A 23,261-nucleotide genomic window follows, 5' to 3' on the forward strand; every position below is an offset into this window, starting at 1 on the left:
TCTTTTCCGCGAAATAATCAGTAATGATGACGACTCTTATTTACTCTTTAAATTATCATTGCAATCTACTGAAAAATAAAGATCTATTAAAACCTTATTATGATTTTGCACTTTGTCTCGGAAAATTAATGCAAAGAGATGGAATTGATGCCTATAATAGAGAATATAAAATTGATTCTAAAGCTCAGGATATCTGGTATCTATCCTCCGTCCATTGAAAACATACAGCGTGATATGAGAATTTCGGTGGAAAACATATTTGTTCTGTAGTTGTAGGGAAAGATAAAAAATTCCATGATAGATGGATTTAACATTTTTAGAACAGCTAGAATTGGCTGCTCTTTTTTATATTTTGAAGGAATGAAAAAAGAATAAATATTTATATAAAATTAAATTTTTATGACCATAATAAAACAATATACTTTATGTTATGGAAAGAGATAACTGTTATGTATTATAATAAAGTAGAAAATGCAGTTCTCAAAAAGGCTTTTGTTTATCATATTTTGAAAGGAATAAATTGATATGAAATTAAGCATATGTATGATGGTTAAAGATGAAGAAAAAAATTTAGAAAGATGTTTAAATAGCTTAAAAACTATAATGAGTACTATAGAATCAGAATTAATTATAGTTGACACGGGTTCAAAAGACAGGACCATAGAAATAGCAAAACGATATACAGATAAAGTTTACTTACATAAATGGAATAATGATTTTTCATCCATGAGGAACATAACAATAAATTATGCAGCTGGGGAATGGATATTTATTATTGATGCAGATGAGGAAGTTTCAAATGAAAATGAATTAATTACTTTTTTAAAATCAGAAAAGTGTAATGAGTATAATACTGCAATTATGCCTGTTGAAAATTTAAATAGTATAAAGGATAGATACGATTATAGTGTAATACAATCCCCTAGGCTTTTTAAAAATGATGGAGATTTTCATTATAAAGGAGTGGTTCATAATTACCCGGTATTTAAAAATCCTGTAATTACAATAAATGCTAAGATAGTTCATTATGGATATATTAATGAAGATAAAAATCTCATGGAAAGAAAGTTTTTAAGAACTAGCAAATTGTTAAAATTGGAATTAGAAAAAGATCCAGATAATATTTATTATGGGTTTCAACTTTCTGTTACATATAGAATGCATGATGATTGTAAAGATGCGCTAAATCAGATTAAAAAAACTTATGAGATTATGAATAAAGGCCATTTTAATAAAAAGGATTTTTTGTATGTTTATTATCAGTATGTTATTTGTTTAATGGATTTTAAAAAATATTCTGAAGCAGAAGAAGTTTGCAGGGAAGGATTAAAATTAGATAATAATTATATTGATCTCGCATTTTATATGGCAAAATCTGAAGCTTTCAGTGAAACTTTTAAGAAATCCATTGAAAGTTATAAGAGATATATTACTCTGGTCAAGGAATACAATAACTCTAAATTGAGGTATAATGTAAGTTTAGGGCTATATACTTTAGGTAGAATAGAAGAAGCGTATAATGATCTTGTTGTAGGATATTATGGGATTGGAATGTATGAAAAATGTTTGGAATATAGCAAATTATTAACTTCAAAGGAATTTATACAAAATAGTATAGGAGCAGTTGTTAGTTCATATATAAAATTAGATAGGTATTTGGAACTTAACAAGTATTATGAAGATGTAATGATTCCAAATGGCATACAGTTTGAAAATAAATTTAATTATGTTTTAGAACAATGCATGAATGAATTAGAAAAAGGCAAGAGAGAACTTTTGATAAAGAGGTTTGCAGGCTATTCTAATTCTTATTCGTATTTAAATAAAATAAGAAGTTCAGAAGCAATAGCTAGTAATGATTTAAAGAAAATTATTATTGATTTTGTAAACAAAATGGATATGAATTTGCAGCCAAATTATTTTGGAGACTTGATATATTATATGCTTAAAGCTGGTGGAGATATAGGGTCATTGTTGTATAATGTGTGGGATTCTAAACTCAATAAATTTATGGAATATTTAAATGATACACATAAGGATTTATCCAACTTATTAATTGAGTATATTAATTCGCATGATGATGTTAATAATTACAATAATGTTAGGATTAATAGATTATTTTGTAGATATGTATTATTAATTGATAACATAGATGATAAGAGCTATCAATATATATTTAAAAAATATATAAAGTTTGGTATTTCTTACGTGACAACGATATATAGTAAGTGGTGTATAGATAATAAAATAGTATATGATGTAAAGAATAATGAGGATGCTTTTTTTATTTATTTATATCATGCTCAAAAATGCAGAGATAATAATGATATGAAAGGTTATTACAAATATCTGAGAATAGCTTTAGAAACATATACTTATATGAAAAAGGGAATAGAAATTTTAATGCAAAACGAAAAAGTCTTAACAGGCAAAGAAGAAAAAGAATTTGAAAATTATAAGACTAAATTAAAACAGAATATTTCAAAGTTAATTGATTGTGGAAAACTTGATAATGCACAATTTTTAATTTCACAATACGAAGATATTGTGAAAAATGATATTGAAATATATTCAATGAAAGCAGTAATTTACATGATGCAGCAAAAAAATAGCGAAGCTGAAAAAATTCTTTTAGAAGGACTAAAAGTTGACCCAGATAATGCAGATATATTGTTTAATTTAGCTTACGTTTATGAGATGAATCAAAACTATAATAAAGCAATAGAATACTATAAAACTGCATTTTTTGCATCTGATAATAAAGAACTAAAAGAGAAGATAAGAAACATTATTAAAAATTTGTTAGAAATTTTGGATTCTAATATAACAGTTGAAGATTTTTTTAAAAGTATATAAGGAAATTCAAATAGTAAAAAATAAAAGATATTGATGCTTTGTAATTTTTATTGTTTATGCTAATCTAATATTAGGTCAAGTGCTCATTTTGTTATGGAGGCTTAGGGCAAATAGGGCACAGTTTCCACCCTACTAATCCTACGAAAAAATAGTAGGGACAACCAAAAACAGCCGTGGATATCGGCACTACTGACAGTATTGTCATCTTATTTTTTACAATGTCAGTAGTGCTGATATTTATGCCTTCTTATATAACAATATATTTAGGGAGCAGAAAAATAGGCAGAGAACAAATTGTAATTAGAGTTAAAAATTTGATTAAGCAATGGTGACAGGCACCTGTAAAATAATGTAATAATATTTTTAGAACGGTCATTGAAATGGCTGCTCTTTTTAGTATATCTAAATGATTACGAAAAGAACAAATGTTTGTATAAAATTAATTTTTTATGACTATAATAAAAATATATTGTTTATAATGGAAAAAGATGATTGTTATAGATTATAATAAAGTAGAAGATGAAGATAAGCAGATAAATGCAGAAATTATCAATGAATCTTACTTAGTGGGAAAAGCAGATATCCCAAATCTTTGATTTGGTGATAGTCGCTTTCGCTGTGTGCAAGCAGATATCCCAAATCTATGATTTGGTGATAATCGCTTTCACAGAGTGCGTAGGAGTGTTACAGTAGGTAGTCATCAGATAAAATATGTAATAGACATATTATTAAAATAGATACAGGTGAGGTGTGAAAGTGATGAAAAAAAGGTTTAATGTAACGGGAACTTGCATACCGGAAAAACATTATATGGTAGATATTTCTAATAAAATAAAAAAGATAATGAATCTTATAGAAAATGAGGAGTATTTTGTAATAAACAGACCAAGGCAGTACGGAAAGACTACAACATTATTCTTACTTAATAAAAAACTTAAAAGTGAGGAACAATATTTACCTATAAAAATAAGCTTTGAGGGCATAGGAGATTCTGTTTTTGAAAATGAAAAAAGTTTTTCAAGAGCCTTTTTACAGATAGTGGAGAGAAATTTAATATTAAACAATAAAAATTTATCAGGTTTTCTGGAAGAAGAAAGAGTTAAGATTCAAAATTTAAATGATTTATCAAATGCTATAACCAAATTAGTTATGAAAGCAGATAAAAAGGTAGTTTTAATGATAGATGAAGTGGATAAGAGCAGTAATAACCAGCTTTTTTTAAGTTTTTTAGGAATGCTTCGAAATAAGTATTTACTAAGAAATGAACAAGAAGACATTACTTTCCATAGTGTAATACTTGCAGGCGTACACGATGTGAAAAGTTTAAGGTTCAAAATAAGATCGGATGAAGAACATAAATACAACAGTCCATGGAATATAGCCTCGGAGTTTGATGTGGATATGAGTTTTTCAAAGGAAGAAATAGAAACTATGATGGATGAATATGTAAAGGATAAGGGAGTAAAACTTGATAAAGAATATTTTTCAGAAAGGCTGCATTTTTATACTTCCGGTTATCCTTTTCTTATAAGTAAACTATGTAAGATAATAGATGAAAAAATAATGCCAGAAGGGGAACTTGAGTGGAAAAAAGAATATATGGATAAAGCTGTAAAGATACTTTTAAATGATGATAATACGAATTTTCAAAGTTTGATTAAAAATATTGAAAACAACAGTAAACTGAAAGAAATGGTAAAGAGTTTAATTATAGATGGAAATAAAATTAATTACAATATAAGTAATCCAATTATAAATATGGGAATGCTTTATGGAATATTTAAAAATGAAGACAATAGCTTGAAAATAAATAATAGAATATATGAACAGCTGATATATGATTATATGAGTTCATTAATAGAAACATCAACTGATGTTGGATTTTACAATGAAAAGTCAAATTTTATAAGAGAAGATGGAAACCTTGATGTAAAAAAGATATTTTTAAAATTTCAACAATTTATGAAGCATGAGTATTCAGAAAAAAGAAAGTCATTTTTAGAAGCAGATGGAAGACTCTTATTTTTAGCTTTTATAAGTCCTATAATAAATGGCACAGGCTTTGCTTTTAAAGAAGTACAGGGCGGAGAAGAAAAGCGTTTTGATATAGTTATAACTTATAATAAAAAAATGTATATATTAGAGCTTAAAATATGGCATGGTGAAGAATATCACAAAAAGGGACTCATGCAGCTCGGAGAATACTTGGATCAGTACAGTCTGGATCAGGGATATCTTTTAATATTTGACTTCAGAAAATCTAAGGGCGAATCAGAAAAAGTGGATGAGGTTAATATTAATGTAGGCAGCAGGGAAAAGAACATAAAGAATATAGTGGAAGTTTATTGTTAGATACTCCACTAGAAATTTATATGTTGAATTTGCAATAATGACATGTTAAACTTGTAATGTATATTAGATATAGGGTGGTGTAATATGGATAATGAATTATTAAAGGCATTGGGTAATTTACTTGACGAAAAATTAAAATATATAAATGATGATATTAAAGAAATAAAAAGTGATATTAGTGGAATGAAAAGTGATATTAGTGGAATGAAAAGTGATATTAGTGGAATGAAAAATGATATTGAACTTATAAGAATACAGCAGAAAGAACATGGTACTATACTTAGAATACTTGAGGATAAGGCTAATACTAATAAGGCTGAGCATGATAAATTAAGTAATGATATGATTCAACTTTCAGGAAAAGTTGAAGATATGAGAAAAGATTTAGCTACAGTTGAGGTAGTAACAGCTAGAAACATGGAAAATATAGCAAGCTTGAAGATTATAAAATAAATAATAGAATTTATGAGCAACTTATATATGATTATATGAGTTCGTTAATAGAGACATCAACAGATGTGAGGTTTTACAATGAAAAGATTAGTTGAAAGAGTCAAAAAGGTGTATATTAATGAATTTAATGATTTGGAGAAATTACTTAAAAGTAATCCGGGAGTATAAATTCTGGAAAATGTAAGTAGGCATCGATAGCTAGCATATAAGCTGTTGGTGCTTATTTTTGTTAAATGTAATTATTTATGATAAAATTACAATGTGAGGAAATTGGAGGGAGGCAGGCACATGGTAATCAATCATAATATAAATGCAGTAAATGCATTGAGATATATGTCAATAAATACGTCTAAGATGGCAAAAGCTGCTAAGAGACTTTCTTCTGGATTAGCCATAAATAGTGCATCGGATAATCCGTCAGGTTTGGTAGTTTCTCGAAAAATGAAGTCACGAATTATAGGACTAGAGCAGGCATCAAGAAATGCCCAAGATGATATTTCTGCTGTACAGGTTGCAGATGGTGCATTAGATGTGACTACTTCAATATTACAAAGAATGAAGCAGTTAGCAACTGAAGCTGCAAATGGAACATTAAAAGATCAAGATAGAAAAAATATTCAATGTGAAATCAATCAATTAACCTCAGAAATTAACGATATAGGTGACAATACAGAGTTTAATACTATAAAGCTGTTAAGCTTCGATGGTAAAAATAATGGAGTTAATTCTAAATTTGCGGCTCAAGCTGGAGCTAATTTAGGGCAATGCGATGTGATCAAGGTAGAAGATATGAAAGCTAAAGCACTAAATATAAGTGGAGAATCAGGTGGAAGTGTTACATCAAAGGATGGAAAAGTAACAGCAAAACTTGTAGAGGCAAATCCAAATGATAAAGATAATGTAGTTACTGATGGAAATGATAATAAAACTGTAGAGTATGCACTAGATATGACAGATCCTAAAAATGCTAGTGCTGCTATTAAAATATATAGTGATGCTATAGGAAAGGTATCTTGTTTTAGAGTAGGTTTAAGAGCAGCTCTTCAAAATGTATTACAGTGTAGGATAGATTGTCTTGGTGATACAGCAAGTAATATATCTGCATCAGAATCTAAAATAGAAGATGCTGATATGGCAAAGGAAATGATAAATTATTCAAGATACAATATTCTTTCTCAAGCATCACAGGCAATGCTGGTACAAGCTAATCGTAATTCATCAGAACGGATGTCGCAGTTATTAAAATCTTTTATAATGTAGCTTAATTTGTATGTGCAATAATACTAGATACTTAACTTTTGCACATATAAAATTTTGACTTAATATAATAATTTTGCGAAGCAAAGCTTCTCAAGTTAAGAATTAATAATGAAAAATTAATAGTGAAGGATGATTTTTAGCTATCGCAAAAAATCTTTAAATTTATATGAGTCACCTCTTAGTAATGTTTTAATTTAGCAAAACGAGTGGTGAAAAGCTTAATCAAAGATTTTTTGAGAGTGTGACGGAAAAAAATCCACATTAACTATTAATTCTTCATTCTTAACTATTAATTAAAAATATTGCCTCGCAATATTCTTAAACTGCGAAAGTTAGTTATACATAAGTACTTATTTTATCCTTCCCGGATTTTTTGTGAGTTTTTTTGGAAGAAGAAATATTCTTATTATCATCGACTACCGTATTATCCGTTTGACTTTTTTCGGAAGATTGTTTTCCTTGAGTTCCTACATTTTTCTTTGCAGCATTTTTAACTTCTTTTGTTTTAGATGAAATCTGTTCATCTATCCTTCCTATATTGCAGGATAGTTTATCCATTTCAGCGGTCTGAGAATTAGAATAGGTTCCCTTTATTGGATCAGGTTCACTTAGGATAACATTCATTTGTCTTTTCATACCAGCTTTAATAGTATACATTTTAGATAATTTAGAAACATTTGAAGCAATTTTTATTAAATTGTTTAATTGTATTGATTTCTGTGAGTTCTCATCATATGCTATTTTTTCAGTAGAATTTTCTTTCTTTTTTTGTTTTTCTTCATTTTCTTTTTTATGAGTTATTTGTTCTGATTTGATTTCAGCAATTTTTGAATCTATTTGCTGAATTTGTTTGTTTAAATCTTTAATATTTGATTGCTTGCTTTTTTCATCCATATTGCTATCTTTAATTCCCTGGATTTGATTCTGAATTGATTCTTTTTCTTTTTCTAAAGCTTGAATTACATTATTATTAGATTTAATATTACTTATTGAATTTTTTTTGTTTTTTTTGTCTAGTTTATTATCACGAGATAAACTATTTATATTTATAGTTTTTGATTGAATTGAGTTTATAGTCATGTAATCATCTCCAAAACAGGTTTTATATAATTAGACCTTCCCAAAACGTTTATCGTTACAAATATGGGAAACTTAACTATTTATTATTTACTTTGGTATAAAGATTTCTATTTATCTACGATAACATAAATAGTTAATGAAAGAGAAACGAAGTATTTAACTATCCGTTGTTAATTCTCAACTTTTAAGTAGAAAGGCGTGTAATTATGAATATTTCAAAAATTAAATTTAAAAGTAGTTTTTTAAGTATCTACAATAATCAAAACAAGAAATTGGCAAATGCAGTAAAAACAAGGCTAGATTCTCAAAAATCAATGGCTGATACTTTAGAAGTAAATGAATTAAAAGTTGAATTAAGTAAAGCACAAACTTCAGAGAAACATATACAAGAAGGAGTTTCTTTTCTTCAAGAGGAAAATAAAGCTGTAAATTCATTAGAAGATATGTCTGAGAAATTGAAACAAATATCTTCCGAATATAATAGTGGTAAATTGACAGATGAAGATAGAAAAGCTGCAGAAAAACAGGCCAATGAAATAATAAGTTATATGAATAGTGTAGTAAACTCCACTTTTGGAGATAATACTTTTAGAGAGAATCAGATTAATGTAGAAACTAATCATGGATCTGATATTGTTATAGATTTAAAACCTTTTGATATAAGTATAGATGCTGATGTGGATAAAGACAATAAAAAAAATGGTGATGGAAAATTTCACATTGAAGGGAAGCTAGGCATAAGAGATATATTGAAAGACACTAATAGAATAGAGAATAATTTGATAAAACCTTTAGATAAATATTCTGATAATATAAAAAGTCAAATAGGAGGACTTGCAGATGATGCTATGTATCAGAATATGGTAGTAGATATGTCAGTTACAAAATTATGCCAATTAAAAGCTATGGATAAGTATACTGCACGTATTGCATTAAATAATTCCAAAGCGATTTTAGAAAATGCAGCTAATGCACTGGATTGTCAATCATCTAGGTTAGAAAATAGTACTGTTTCACAGCTTCTAAGTTAATTTTATAGGTACAATTCTTTTACTCAGCAGAGAAAAAGTAATGGATATTACTTTAATATGATGGCAAGGGAGAAGAATTAGCAATGCTTAGATATGACGAAGCCATATTTATCCGATCGCTATCATTGCTAACACCCCATCTTCTATTAAAGTGGGGGATAAGCACTGCTACACGCCTGGATAAGTTCTTCCCCTAAAGGATAACGTATTCTAAGTGCTAAAGACACTAAGAATACTGTTAATAAGGTTCAGCTGGAGAAAGTCATCCTTATAAGCAAACTCCATCTGAACCTAAGAATCACTTGATAAGATAAAAGAGGATATTAAATACTTTTATAGAATAAATTAAATAATATGAAGTAATCAGTTCACAACTAGAATTATTAATTCTTAACTCTTAATTATTAATTATTTTTATATGCGGAAAAGAGGTAGAATATGATGAACATATTAGTTACAGGAGGAGCTGGCTTTATTGGACATTGGATAGTAAAAAAACTGCTGGAAGATGGTCATAGGGTTACAGCCTTTGATAATTTATCTAATGGAAGAATTGAGAATATACAGGAATTTAAAAATAATTCTAATTTCAAGTTTATAGGTGGAGACGTAAGAGATGAAAATAAGTTAGATGAAATATTTAAAAAAAAGTTTGATATAGTATATCATTTGGCGGCATCTATAAATGTTCAAGAAAGCATTGAGGATCCAAGAACTACTTTTTATAACGACGTAGTAGGTACTTTTAATATACTTGAGAGAGCTAGAGTTCAAATGTTTGGTAGAAATGGAAAGATGGATGGAGACGGTTGGGTCCTTGATGCTAATGAAGATACTTATCCATGTAAAGTTGTGTTTACTAGTACGTGCATGGTTTATGATGTGTCAGGGCAGGAAGGAATAGATGAAAAGCATCCAGTAAAGCCTGTGTCACCTTATGGCGGAAGTAAAATAGCAGCAGAAAATATGGTACTTTCCTATTACAATGCATACAAACTTCCAGCGGTAGTTGTAAGGCCTTTTAATACTTATGGACCATTTCAGAAAACTGGAGGAGAAGGTGGCGTAGTTGCTGCATTTATAAACAATTCGCTGCATAGTAGAAATATAAATATATATGGTTCAGGAGAGCAGACTAGAGATCTTCTATATGTTAAGGATTGTGCGAGATTTTTGGCAATGGCAGGGTATTGTGATAAAGTTAATGGGCAGATAGTTAATGCTGGTACAGGAAGAGATGTTACTATAAATGAATTAGCCCAAATTATTACGAAAAACAGAGTTAAAGTAAGACATGTAAAGCATATTTACCCCCAAAGTGAAATTATGAAATTAAAGTGCAATTATAAGAGGGCAAGAGACCTTATAAATTGGGAGCCGGAATATACATTGGAGAAGGGAATTGAAGAAACTGAAGGTTGGATAGAAGGAACTAAACTGCTAAAATAATATCATAGGGGTGTAAAATAAAAAAGAACAGCTAAATATAGTTGTTCTTTTTTATTTTAAGGTGCCTGTCACCAGAATGGAATAAAAATGTCCCACTGCGGTGACAGGCACCAAATGGCAAAAAAATCATATAGAATAAACTATTAACATATGTTAATATAAATTTAATAAAATATTAATCGAAAATTACAACATTTCGAAACTTGGATATGAGGAGGCGTTAAAGTGAAATTTTGTGTTAAGTGTGGAAATAAACTAGAAGATAATGATATGTTTTGCCCAAAATGTGGACATAAATCTGGAGTAGAAAAGGGACAAGAGGATGATGTAGGAAATACTCAAACTTTTAATACTGGCCTTATAAATAAGCAAAATAATGATTCTCAGTTTAAAGAAGATCTTAATAAAGAAGATTTTAATGATGAAGAAGAAGTAGATGACAGTATATTTAATACATTTAGAAGAAAGTTGGGTTTGAATAAAAAAGTGGCAGTAATTATAGGAATAGGTGTTTTATGTATCACAATATTCGTGTCTTTTCTAATAGGTAATGCAGCCAGCAAACCTTCTAATGTGGTTTCAAAATTTCAAAAAGCGGTTGCATCCAGTAATAAAGGACAGTTAGTAGATATTCTTTATTGTAGCGATAATAGATTGAAAATAGATGAAAAGAGTGTAGCTCCTTTAATTAATTATTTTAAGGACAATCCTTCTTATTTAAATGAAGTCGTAAGTCAATTAAATAATGAAGTGGCGAGATCTAATGGAAATTTAAATTCTAATTCCAAAGGTAAATTTGATATAGTTTATGCAGGAAAAAAGTATTTGTTTTTCAAGGATTATAAGATAGGAATAAAGCCATCATTTATATCAGTAAAAACTGGAATAAAGGATGTTCAATTTTCTTTAAACAGTACTCAAATAGCAAAAAGTGATTCAAAGGATTTTTCTAAGCAGCTCGGCCCTTTTATTCCCGGGAAATATAAACTTAATGCAGATTACAAAAACAGTTATGAATCTTTAAATGAATCCCGTGATATAGATTTTATGAATTCAAACGAAGACAGCGAAAATGTAGAAGTGTTTAAGGATGTTTCTTATGTCAATATAAACAGTGATTATCCAGATGCAGAAATATTTTTAAATAATAAGGATACTGGAGTTAAAGCAAAGGATGCCAGTAATTTTGGACCACTGGCTGCTAATTCATCTGTATATGGTGTTGCGGCTGTAAACGGACAAAAATTGAGAAGCAGCGACTATATTCTGAAAAAGGATGATGATTATATAAAACTTGACTTTACTCAATCTCAAACTAGTATGCAAATTGATCAGTATAGAATGCGTAATTTAATATATTGGTACACCTACTATTTTACACAGGCTGTAAATACCGGTGATTTTGAAGATATTGAGAATTATCTATATCCTGGAAGCCCACTTTATAATGACCAAAAAAGTTATGTGGCAACTACTTACGAAAAGGGCATAAAGGAAGATATCAAATCTTTTAATGTAATCTCATACAACTTAAGTGATGATAAAAGATCTGGAACTGTAAGTACAGAGGAAGTTTATAATATATATCAAAGTGATAGTACTACTCCTAGTACTAAGACTTTTCACTATACTTATACGTTTAAGTACAATGAGCAATTTTCTGGATATCAGCTTTCAGACATAAAATCTAATTAGGACAGGCATCTTAGCGGGGTGTAAATGATCCCACTAAGGTGCCTGTCACTATAAGGGATCATTTTTGCCCCGCTTAAGCGTGAGATATCGAAAAGAAGATATTGCTAAATGTTTTTCCCTAATTTACGATAATATAGGTATAAAAAATTATTGGAGGGATAAATATGGATATAGCAGCGCTATCAGTGGCAATGAGCCAATCGAGTGCACAGCAGTCAGCTGGTATAGCACTTACAAAAATTGCCATGGATGCAGGAGAACAAAAGGCAGCTGGTATGACAGAAATGTTGAGCAATTCCGCAGTAGATCCTAATGTAGGTAGTCATCTAGATGCAATGGCATAACCCCAGGGGTGTAAAAATTGGTAATGAATCAAAAAGAGCAATTAAGGCAAGAACTGGAGGAAGAGCTTCAGTGGGTAAAGTATAGGCAGCAAATGCTCGATATTATGGAGAAAAAGTTGCTGAGAATGATAAAAATAGCAGAACAAGCTAAACAGGATAATATTGACGAAAAGTACTTAAAAGTTTTGAATGATAAAATAAATGATTTGGCAGCACAGGTTAAGGCGTTAGATGGAGAAAGTAGAAAAGCAGAAGATAAAAAAATATTGTAGGTAAGGTGCCTGTCACTAAGTGGGAACGTTAGTACTCCACTTAGATGACAGGTACCTTTTTATTAAAGTAATTTGTAAATTATACGAAAAATAAATAATGGGATTAAAGGATAACTAGTGCAAATGTGCCACATAGAGGCAAGTATGTGATAAACAAAATGTACTTAAAGATAAAAATTTAAAGGAATATGATAAAAATATCGGTGAAGACAGTAAAGATGACAAAGATAAGTCCATAAATGTATTTGTGTAATTTTAGATTTCTGTAATAGCTAAACTCTTTCCCGGAATTTGTGGGAGATTATATACTAATTTTATGGTGAAATTTGCTATTAAATTAGGTATAATATTAATAATGGAAATGTTTCTTGTTAGGTGCCTGGCACCGAGCGGGACATTTATTGCCCTATCAAGGTGACAGGCACCAAGAATAAAAATGCAAGCAATGGGGATTCTGAACAAAACTAAAGAAAGGAGTTGCCTATATATTAATATGAATAGTTTTAAATTGAAGGGTACGCTTAGAAGTAAGAGATTGGCTCTATTAGTTGCCTCTGCAGCAATTATAGGTATTTTAGGTACTACAAAAGTATATGCATCACCGACAGTAGATAGGTATGGTGGTATGGATAGGTATGAGACATCTGCTAGAGTATGTGATGCTGGATGGAGTACTAATACTGATTATGCTGTATTAGTAAATGGAGATGATTACCATGATGCTCTTTCAGCTGCACCTCTTGCTAAAAAGTACAATGCCCCTATACTTTTAACAAACACAGAAGTGATAAATCCTTATACATCTTCAGAACTTATTAGATTAAATGTAAAAAATGTATTTATAGTGGGTGGAAAAGGTGTAGTATCACAAAGTATAGAAGATTCACTAGTGGCTAAAGGAATGAAGGTTGTTAGAGTTGGTGGTAAAGACAGATATGAAACTGCCCTTCAGGTTGCAGCAAAGATTGGTAAGACCAGTGAGGTGGCATTAGTAAATGGAAATGATTTTAGAGATGGAATGACAATAGCATCGATAGCTGCTTTAAAAGGAATGCCTATAATATTGACAGATGGAGAACATATGCCTGCTTCTGTTAAAAAATATTTAGGTAATACAGCTAAAATGGCTCAAATATATGTAATAGGTGATGGAAATACTATAAGCGACAATGTCATAAGTGGGCTATCTAATGTTAAAAGAATAGGGTCAGGAGGCAATGCATATGCTAGAAATGTAAGCATAATACAAGCCTTTCAAAATGAAGTAAATACTGGTACTTTATATGTAGCTTCTGCTAAGAACTTTCCAGATTCATTGAGTGCATCAGCTTTAGCTCCTAAAACATCATCTCCAGTATTATTTGTGGATAGTCCAATGGATGAGGCTACATCAAATTTTCTTAAAACCCACATAGTAAATAATTTAAAAATATTAGGAGGAACAGGTTCTGTAAGTTATGATTCAGAAACTTCAGTTGAAAATATGACATTAGGGGTAAGCGGTATTGATAATATAGCTGATACTATATGGCAGGGTGAGAAATATACTCCAAGGGCGACTATGGTTATAACAGCTACAGATGGTACCAAAAAGGAAGTTGCTATAGATTGGAACTTAAGTCAAGTAAATACTGCAAATCCAGGCACTTATACTTTTACAGGAAAATTAAGAGGAACAGATACTACAGTATATGCAACTCTTACAGTAAAACCTCTTCCATATAAAATTGATGATTTAACTCAAACTGCGGTTAGCAGGACAAGCTTTGGACTTCCAACTACTGTTTCGGCTCAGATGACGGACGGTACAACAACTGATGTACCTGTGTTATGGGATTACGGTACACAGTCTGGGAATAAACCAGGAGTCTATGTCTTTTATGGAACAGTAGATAAATACAGTAAAAAGGTTAAGCTTACTTTAACGACAATTGATAATGGAACAGGTAAGACTATAAAAACTATAAATAACATAAAGGCAACTGTAACTACTAAATCTAGTTATGTATTTCCAACTACAGTATCAGCTATAATGACTGATGGTTCAACACAAAGTTTATCTGTAACTTGGGCAAATGAAATTAAATATTCTACTGGAGTGTATACTTACGAAGGAACAGTAAGCGGATATAGCAAAAAAGTAGGCCTTATGCTTATAGTTACAGGAGAGGGCGGAAAAGATCCTAATGATCCAAATTATCCTACTAACCCTAATGATCCAAATGTAATGGACTTAGGAGAATTGGAACCTATAATGCAAGATGAAAAATATCCAACCACAGTGAAAGATCCAACTACTGGAAAACAGGTGTCAGTTACATGGACAGATGCTGTTAGTATTGATTCTACTTTTTTAGATAATCAATATTTAGATGATTGTAGAGTTGCTAAATTTACTTTGAATGGAACTATAAGTGGTAATAAAAAGGTTAAAGCAACTATAGGAATAATTCCTAAAATTATTACTCTTAATGTAGATGGAAAAACTAGCAACGTTCCAGCTGTATCTATAAATATTAAGAAAAGTTACTATCCAAATGGTGTATTTAATATGAGTGAGTTATCAACTAGAATAAATGCAGTTATAAATGGGCCAAATGGAATTAGAGAAGCAAAAAATGTACATGTTCTTCTTTGGGATCCACCAGTTGTTGATATAAGTGATGCTAGTACATACTATGTAACGGCAACTATAGAGCATTATAGCACACCTGTGACCGTTACAATAAAAATTGAAAACTAACTAAGTGGTTGACAATATATTTTCTTATGATGTAAAAATTGTTGCTAGATTTCATATAAAAAAGGTAAAAAAATTACAAATTGTTACGATTATAAGAATATAAATGCTCTATTGGATATATTTAGTAAATTATAAAATTAAGTGAATTAACACCCGCGAATTTCACGAGTGAATAATTATAACACAATAATGTATGGAGGTAATAAATAATGAAGAAAACTAGGCTATTGGTAATGACAGCAGCAATTGTACTTGGAATAGGTACTAGTGTTTACGCCAAGTTGCCACCTAATTCCATAGTAGTAGGAAATAATGTTTATGATATAAGTTATTTTACAAATGATGCTAGTGGTACTAATACTGCTAAGGTAAATGATCAGCTAGCAAACAATTTAGGTAAATTATACTATGTAGATTCTACAGGTGTAGCAAAGGATATATTTACAGAAGCAACTGTAGATGATAGTCAGATAGTATCTAAAGTTGGTAACACTTTAACATATTATCCTGGAAATGGAACTACGGAAAAAATTGTTACTGATGCAAATAATAATTTTTTAGATCCTAGTACGATTACTGGTGGATATGTAATAGCTCATATTACTTATAAACAACTACTAGCACAAGGATTAAATTTATTTACTTGTCAGCTCAGTCAATTATCAGGTGTAAGTGGAGCAGCTTATTTTCAGGTAGGAAGCAGTCCAATGACTCCTTTAACAGATGTAGCTACTTATATGGGACAACTTTCTACTGGAGCTAGCAATATGGTACATTTATATGCTAGCGATGGTGCTACAGAATTAGCAAATGGATATTTGAATATAGTTACAAATGGGGCTGCATCAGGAGATAAGAATTTAACAGTTAATTTGACGTTAACTGGAAACTCAACAGATGTAGATAGTTCTACACAAGGAAATAAAGCTTATAATATAGTTAATAATGGATTTGTTACAATTGATAAAAGTGGAAAATGGATTTACTACAGTAACACAGGAGATAGTGGTAAACTTTATAAAAGAAGTGCAACAGGTACAGATGATACGCTCATTAGTAATGACAGTGCAAAATATATTAATGTAGTAGGAGATTGGGTATACTATAGCAATTATAACGATGGTGGAAAGATATATAAGGTTAAAATAGATGGAACTGAGAGACAAAAGGTTTCTGATGATATGGCATCTTGTGTAAGTGTAGTAGGAGATTCCATATATTATATAAATCATAGTGACAATGATAGAATATATGTACAGGATTCTACAGGTAAAAAAATGGTTTTAAGTGACCAAGCCAAATATTTAAGTGTTACAGGAAACTTTTTGTTCTATGTTAATGCAGGAGATTCAGATACGTTATATAGCTATGATTTAAGAAATAGTAGAAAAGCAAAGATAAGTACTATAAATACAAAATTTATTAATGCTTGTAATGATTATCTGGTTTTCTATACAGGCTATGATGGAGTGTTATATAGATCTACAAATGCACAAGGACAGATTCCAGTACCTATGAGTGTGACTACAAATGTACAAACATCTGCAAAAACAAGTACTTATAAGGCATTAACAGATAAACCTACAATTATATGTGCTACTGATGACAATAATATTTATTACATAAGTTATGTAGATGGCAATAAAATATATAAGTTAGATAACACAGGAAATGGATATAAAGTTGTAAATGACTCAGCAGATTATATAAATATAATAAATGATAGTCTATACTATATGAAAGCTGGAAAGATTTCAGTTGCAGATAAAGATGGAGATGGAACTCAAAAAGGTGTTTCAATAACGAAACCTAAATTAAATAGCAAGGTAGTAAGTGTCAATCCTATACCAACATTTACTACAGATGATATAACAAAATTTAATTTCCCGGAAACTGTTTCTTGCATAATGAGTGATGGAAGTGAACAGACTCTAGTGGTTTCATGGAATAAAACTATACCAAAAGCATCAAAGGGTGTTTATACATTTAAGGGTACGATACTTGGATATGGAACAGCTGTTACTATGAATGTAGCTTTGGATTCTGGAACTATTAATGCTGATAATGTAAAAATTGTTAACAATACTGGCAGTAAGGATACTATAAATATTACTGGATTAACTACTGGTGATGTGGTAAATGTTTATAATAATATGACTGACACAAAACCACTAAAATCAGCTGTTGTAGATGCAAATGGAAAAGTAAATATGACAGGCTTAAATCTTTCTGCTGATGGAGGAAATGTATATATTAGTTTAACTAAAACAGGTAGACAAGAGGGTAATAAAATAGGAGTTCAGTACCAGGCAGAGGCACCAACTGGATTTACAGTAGATGCAGCTAATCAAAATATAACTGGATTACAGGCCAATAAGTTGTATAAGGTTTATATACAAGATGAAAATGCAGATGGAACAGTGCCAGCTCTTCCTACAAGTTATGATGTTTCTGCAGAGGCAAATAGCAGTGGAGTTATAAATGTTCCTGATATGATATCTAAGATAGATGGCAATAAAGATGGAAAACAAATGCTTAGAGTAGTTGCTGCAGGTAATGTGGATAGTTCTCCTTCATCACCAATTGAAATAAGCAGAGCAACAGTACCTAGTTATGTAGGCATTGATCTAAATCTTGGAAGAATAACGGGAACTACTACAGGAATGGAATTCACTTATGATGATCCAACTAGTTCAACTGCAACATGGTATTCATGTCAGGCAGGATCTACACCAATTGCTATGACTAGATCATTACAAGTATCGGTTAAAGTATTAGGCAGTGGTCCAGTACTTGAAAGTAAACCTGTATCATATGGACTATTCCAGTCACCTGTTATAAATGGAATAACAGATGGAGGAACATATACTCCAGGAGATTCATCAGATAATAGTTTTTCAAGTGTAACATGGTCAGAAGATTCCGCTAATGTAAAATACACAGCTAAATTGACTAAACCTGATGGTACAACTGTTGATATAGGCAGACCTAGTACTACAAATACAGATTTAGTAAAAGATACAACTGCAAATGGAGATTATGTTCTTACAGTAACTGGAACAAAAACTGTTGATGGAATGGGTTCTGCAACTAATAGTACTACTGTTAAATTTACAGTAAGCTCGGCAGTACCTGCACCAGTAGATATAAGTATGTTAGAGAAAAAAGGTACAGCAAGTACTACTATTGATACTTACTATCAGGCAACACCAACATGGACGGATTTAGCAGGAACTATAGCTAGTACTGTTATTCAGAGATTAGATTCTGCACCAGCAACTGATGCAGCTTGGGATAATGTTGCTAAAGTAGCATTCATAAAAGGAACTGCTATACAACAGGAAGGATACTATAAATTAACAGTTACATCTACAAGCAGAGAAAATGGAGCAACAAATGTTTCTACAAAGATATTTAGAGTTGATACAACAGATGTAGCAACATCACCATCAGTTTCAGGAGTATCAGATGGCGCAATTTATAATGGAGATAGCAATATTACTACACAAGGTATTACAATAACAGATGTAGAAAATAATGTTACAAAAGCTACAATAATGAGAGATGGTTATAAAACTGATTATGTATCTGGAAAAGAAATAACAGTAAATGGTAATTATGTATTGACATTAGATACAACTAATACTATTAATGGTGCTACAGTAGAAAAGACTATTAGCTTTAAAATGGATAATACAAATACTAATCCAACACAAAATCCGAAGACAGCACCAACAAATGCAGCATTTACATTTAATAATGATGGTACTGCACAATTTACAGGAGTAGATACTAGTGAAGAGTACAGTGTAAATAATGGACAATCATGGACACCTGTAACATCAACTGGAACTCAGTTAATTACTTCAACAAATGATTTGAATTTATTAAATAAGGCTACTACTACTAATGTAGAAGTAAGGTATAGAGCAAATGGAAGTACACCAGCTTCAGATCCACAGGTTATTCAATTAACAACAGCACCAACAGCACCAAGCTTAACATTTAAATTTAATGGATATGACACAAATGGAAAATTGATTGGTAATGTAAGTAATAATTCAAATGGTACTACTCAATACAGTGTAGATGGTGGATTAACCTGGAAAGATGTAGATTCAAGTAATAATTTGCAATCAGGAGATGCGGATAATATAAATACAACTAATGGAGTACAGCTTAGAACTAAGGCAAGTGGTCAAACTAAAGCTTCAAATGTTGAAACAATATCAATAGCTCAAGCAGCAGCACCTAATGTAACTTCAACTCAAGTATCAGGTGGAGTTAAATTAACTAGTCTTTCTACAGGACTTGAATATAGGATAAATGTTGGCAGTACAACAGGAACAACATGGAATAACTTTACTTCATCAGGAACTACTGTTACATTTACACAGTCAGGTTCTATAGATGTAAGAAGTAAAGCTACAGGAACTGCAATGCCTGGTAATATAACAAATATACCAGTTCAAGTAGCAGCAACATCAGCAGTTAAGACTGCAGCATTAGCGCCTAAATTAAATGATAACTATTCAACATTAACTGGAACAACTTTAGAATTAAATAATAAAGTTATTGCATTAACTAATACTCTAAAATTAGATGGCAGTACGACTGCAATAACATTGTCTCAGTTAGAGAATGCATTACAAACAGATATAAATTCATCTATTGGAAGCGGAGTTATTAAAGTTGGCGATGATGGAACAGGAAAGTTAACTCTTACTACGGTAGCAACAGGAACCGCAGCTAAAATAGATCTTACTGGAACATCAACGGGAAACGGATCAATTGGTACTGAATTAGGATTTACAGATATAACATCTGTTACAGGAACAAATTAATAATATTAATTAAGATGTCAAGTGCTAGTTAAAAAATATAAAAAGCAGTTCTAGTAATAGGACTGCTTTTTTCATCAAGATGAATGTTTATATAGAGTTTCTGAGTTTATTCGATACTTAAAAGGAGGAAGAAAAATTGAAAAAAGTTATTAAAAGAGCTGCTTTAATTTTATCATTTGTAATGATTTGCTGTATTTCATATGGGTCCTTAAGTGTTTCAGCAGCAGATTTTAAAGATATGGGAACTAAAACTATAAGTGACGTAAACAAAGTATGGACAGTGAAATTTGGAGAACCAGTAGATATTAATTCTTTAAATAACAATATAAAGCTTCAAGATATTACAAATGGTAGTACTGTTAGTGTAAGTGTTTCAGCAGGTACTGATGAAAATTCAGCAAAGATTAATCCACCTTCTGGAGGATACAAATTATCGCATAATTATAAATTAACCATAGACAAAAATATTAAATCTAAAAAAGGAAGGCATTTATCACAACCTGCTGTACTAAATTTTAGTTTAGCTTCTAATAATAGTAGTATCAATACTGGCGGTAACAGTAGTAATAATAGTGGTGGTAACAGTAGTAATAATAATGGCGGTAATGGTAGTAACAATAATAGCTATACTGCTTCAGCAAATGTGGAAGTTTCCCCATCGGTTCCGTTGAGGAAAATAACGGTATCTACAAATTTACCAAATGTTACAAAATACAAAATAGAAGAAAATAATAATTTTTTTGCTATTAATAGTAGTACTATTACATTTGTATCAAAAAATACATTACAAATCTATTTATATGATAATAGTGGAAAATTGCTTGGAACATCTACATTGGATGTAAGCTCTACGAAAAATAACATTATTATGAATGTAACTTTAAATTAGAAAGGTGCCTGTCACCGACATGGAACAGAAATGTCCCACTGAGGTGACAGGCACTATTTTAAAAAGCAACTATATGTGCTAAAATATTCTCATTATACTTTATAAGACTTGGAATGAATGACATGCTGAAAAGGAAAAATATGCATTAGAAAGGAGAATCGAAATGAAAAAGGTTAGAATAGCATTAATGGGTCTTGGAAATGTTGGCGCAGGAGTTTGGACAATATTGAATTCTAATAAAAAAGAAATAATGAAAAGATCAGGATACGAAGTAGAGGTAGCAAAGATTCTTGTAAGAGATAGAAACAAACATAGGGATGTGGAAGTCCCAGATGAAATTGTAACTACGGATTTTAATGATATATTAGAAGATGACTCTATTAAAATTGTAGTTGAAGTTATGGGTGGTATAAATCCTGCGAGGGAATATATGCTCAAATGTATGGATAGAAAGAAGCAGATAGTAACTGCAAACAAGATGCTGCTTGCAACTGGTGGAGATGAACTTTTTGAAAAAGCAGACAGCAAAGGAGTAATGTTTAACTATGAGGCAAGTGTAGCTGGAGGAATTCCAATAATAAATGGAATAGATGAAAGTTTAACTGCCAATAAAATTGAAGAACTATACGGTATAGTAAATGGAACTACAAACTATATTTTGACTAAAATGCAGTTGGAAAAGTTGGATTTTGATGTGGCTTTAAAACAGGCACAGGATATGGGATATGCTGAAGCGGATCCTACGTCAGATATTGAGGGATTTGATGCCCAATATAAATTAGCGATACTTTCATCACTAGCTTTTGGAACAAAAATTAATGTAGATAATGTGTATAGAGAAGGTATTACAAAAATTAAATCTGTAGATATAAGATATGCTAAAAAATTTAACATGGTAATAAAGCTCCTTGCTATTGCAAAAGAAAATGAAGGTAAGCTTGAACTTAAAGTACATCCAACCATGATTCCAGAATCACATCCACTTGCTAACGTATATGATTCATTTAATGCAATATTTATAAAGGGTAATGCAGTGGGAGATCTGATGTTTTATGGAAGAGGTGCGGGAAGCTTACCAACAGGTAGTGCTGTAGTAAGTGATATTATTGCTATATTGAGAAGTAATATGGATATAGAAAATTTCAATTCTGTAGTGAAAAATAATTTATGGCATAGGGAAATAAAAAATATAAAAGATTGTGCAAGTAAATTTTATATTAGACTTTCTGTAATGGACCAGTCAGGTGTACTTGGCGAAATAACCACAATTTTAGGAAAACATAATGTAAGTCTCCGCTCAGTAATGCAAAAAGGCAGGGAAGAGTCAAAAGATAAAGTAACTATAGTATTGATTACTCATAAGATAGAAGAAGCAGAGATTAATTCTGCTATTAAAGAAATTGTTGATTTGAAATCTGTAATGCAAATAGACAATATTATAAGAATTGAAGATTTTAAATAAATTCAATTTAACCTAAGGCAGTTGTTACTTGAAAAAGTTTTTTATGTAACAGCTGCCTTAATAGATTAAAGTCCTATTTTGTGAAAAAATTTCAATCCCAAAGCAATCATTCCAGATGTTATCATAGGACCTACGGGAACACCGCCTAAAAAGGCAGCGGCAATTACTGCTCCCAAAATTAGCGCTGGCATTACTTCAGTATGACCTTGTACAGTTAAATACTGCATGCCAAGACCACTTAAATAAGTCGTAAAAAGGGATATGAGCAGGGCGAATATTCCAAGCCATGAGGTAAATACATTTCTAATACTTATATATTTCACACTTCCATTTGCAATTGGAATTAGAATTGAAGCTACTAGTATTACTACTCCCCAGAATATTCCGTTTTCCTGTAAAGTTGGGAATACATACTTGTCTATATTAAGAAGTTTTAGAAATAGAAGTATACAGGCAGCTAGAGCTACGGAATTTGCTTTTCCAAGAACTGCAGCTGCTAAAATTATGACTAAAATTATAGTTGATTCCATT

The 23,261-nt window shown here is 30.8% G+C and carries 15 protein-coding genes; 13 read left to right on the top strand and 2 right to left on the bottom strand.

The window, feature by feature from the left end; all coding sequences use genetic code 11:
- Positions 1–525: 525 nt before the first annotated feature.
- The 4 genes from B5S50_RS16340 to B5S50_RS16355 all read left to right on the top strand — a co-directional run bounded on the left by B5S50_RS16340 (position 526) and on the right by B5S50_RS16355 (position 6,921).
- Positions 526–2,856, top strand: coding sequence for a glycosyltransferase family 2 protein (locus B5S50_RS16340; RefSeq protein WP_217302342.1), 2,331 nt, complete (start codon positions 526–528; stop codon positions 2,854–2,856).
- Between the two features lie 759 nt (positions 2,857–3,615).
- A complete protein-coding gene (locus B5S50_RS16345) occupies positions 3,616–5,208 on the top strand; it encodes an AAA-like domain-containing protein (protein WP_065077660.1) in 1,593 nt (530 codons plus the stop codon).
- Between the two features lie 84 nt (positions 5,209–5,292).
- Positions 5,293–5,661 carry a hypothetical protein gene (locus B5S50_RS16350; RefSeq protein WP_065077659.1) on the top strand — a complete coding sequence of 123 codons (369 nt, stop codon included), beginning with the start codon at positions 5,293–5,295 and terminating at the stop codon, positions 5,659–5,661.
- 288 nt (positions 5,662–5,949) lie between these two features.
- A complete protein-coding gene (locus B5S50_RS16355) occupies positions 5,950–6,921 on the top strand; it encodes a flagellin (protein WP_217302343.1) in 972 nt (323 codons plus the stop codon).
- A gap of 336 nt (positions 6,922–7,257) precedes the next feature.
- Here the strand turns inward: B5S50_RS16355 and B5S50_RS16360 are convergent, their stop codons facing one another.
- The gene (locus B5S50_RS16360) at positions 7,258–8,001 is read right to left on the bottom strand and encodes a hypothetical protein (RefSeq protein WP_065077657.1); all 744 of its coding nucleotides are present in this window, start codon (positions 7,999–8,001) and stop codon (positions 7,258–7,260) included.
- Positions 8,002–8,207: 206 nt separating this feature from the next.
- On the opposite strand from B5S50_RS16360, the gene B5S50_RS16365 reads away from it, so the two are divergent.
- The 9 genes from B5S50_RS16365 (at position 8,208) to B5S50_RS16405 (ending at position 22,730) form a co-directional block, all read left to right on the top strand.
- Positions 8,208–9,032: a hypothetical protein gene (locus B5S50_RS16365; protein ID WP_065077656.1), complete on the top strand. Its 825-nt coding sequence runs from the start codon at positions 8,208–8,210 to the stop codon at positions 9,030–9,032.
- 441 nt (positions 9,033–9,473) lie between these two features.
- Entirely contained in the window at positions 9,474–10,481 is a 1,008-nt protein-coding gene (locus tag B5S50_RS16370) for a dTDP-glucose 4,6-dehydratase (RefSeq protein WP_065077735.1), read from the top strand.
- 225 nt (positions 10,482–10,706) lie between these two features.
- Entirely contained in the window at positions 10,707–12,176 is a 1,470-nt protein-coding gene (locus tag B5S50_RS16375; RefSeq protein WP_217302344.1) for a zinc ribbon domain-containing protein, read from the top strand.
- 164 nt (positions 12,177–12,340) lie between these two features.
- On the top strand, positions 12,341–12,520 hold the full coding sequence (locus B5S50_RS16380; protein ID WP_065077654.1) for a YjfB family protein: 180 nt from the start codon (positions 12,341–12,343) through the stop codon (positions 12,518–12,520).
- Positions 12,521–12,543: 23 nt separating this feature from the next.
- A complete protein-coding gene (locus B5S50_RS16385; protein WP_065077734.1) occupies positions 12,544–12,792 on the top strand; it encodes a hypothetical protein in 249 nt (82 codons plus the stop codon).
- A gap of 535 nt (positions 12,793–13,327) precedes the next feature.
- Positions 13,328–15,535 carry a cell wall-binding repeat-containing protein gene (locus tag B5S50_RS16390; RefSeq protein WP_254306615.1) on the top strand — a complete coding sequence of 736 codons (2,208 nt, stop codon included), beginning with the start codon at positions 13,328–13,330 and terminating at the stop codon, positions 15,533–15,535.
- A 209-nt stretch (positions 15,536–15,744) separates the two neighbouring features.
- Entirely contained in the window at positions 15,745–20,379 is a 4,635-nt protein-coding gene (locus B5S50_RS16395; protein WP_217302345.1) for a DUF5050 domain-containing protein, read from the top strand.
- A gap of 136 nt (positions 20,380–20,515) precedes the next feature.
- A complete protein-coding gene (locus B5S50_RS16400) occupies positions 20,516–21,268 on the top strand; it encodes an Ig-like domain-containing protein (protein ID WP_217302346.1) in 753 nt (250 codons plus the stop codon).
- A gap of 163 nt (positions 21,269–21,431) precedes the next feature.
- A complete protein-coding gene (locus tag B5S50_RS16405) occupies positions 21,432–22,730 on the top strand; it encodes a homoserine dehydrogenase (protein ID WP_065077650.1) in 1,299 nt (432 codons plus the stop codon).
- Positions 22,731–22,795: 65 nt separating this feature from the next.
- On the opposite strand, the gene B5S50_RS16410 is transcribed toward B5S50_RS16405, so the two are convergent.
- The gene (locus B5S50_RS16410) at positions 22,796–23,260 is read right to left on the bottom strand and encodes a DUF441 domain-containing protein (RefSeq protein ID WP_013237675.1); all 465 of its coding nucleotides are present in this window, start codon (positions 23,258–23,260) and stop codon (positions 22,796–22,798) included.
- Position 23,261: the final 1 nt, after the last annotated feature.

Source organism: Clostridium sp. 001 (assembly GCF_019056555.1).
Lineage (GTDB): Bacteria > Bacillota > Clostridia > Clostridiales > Clostridiaceae > Clostridium_B > Clostridium_B ragsdalei.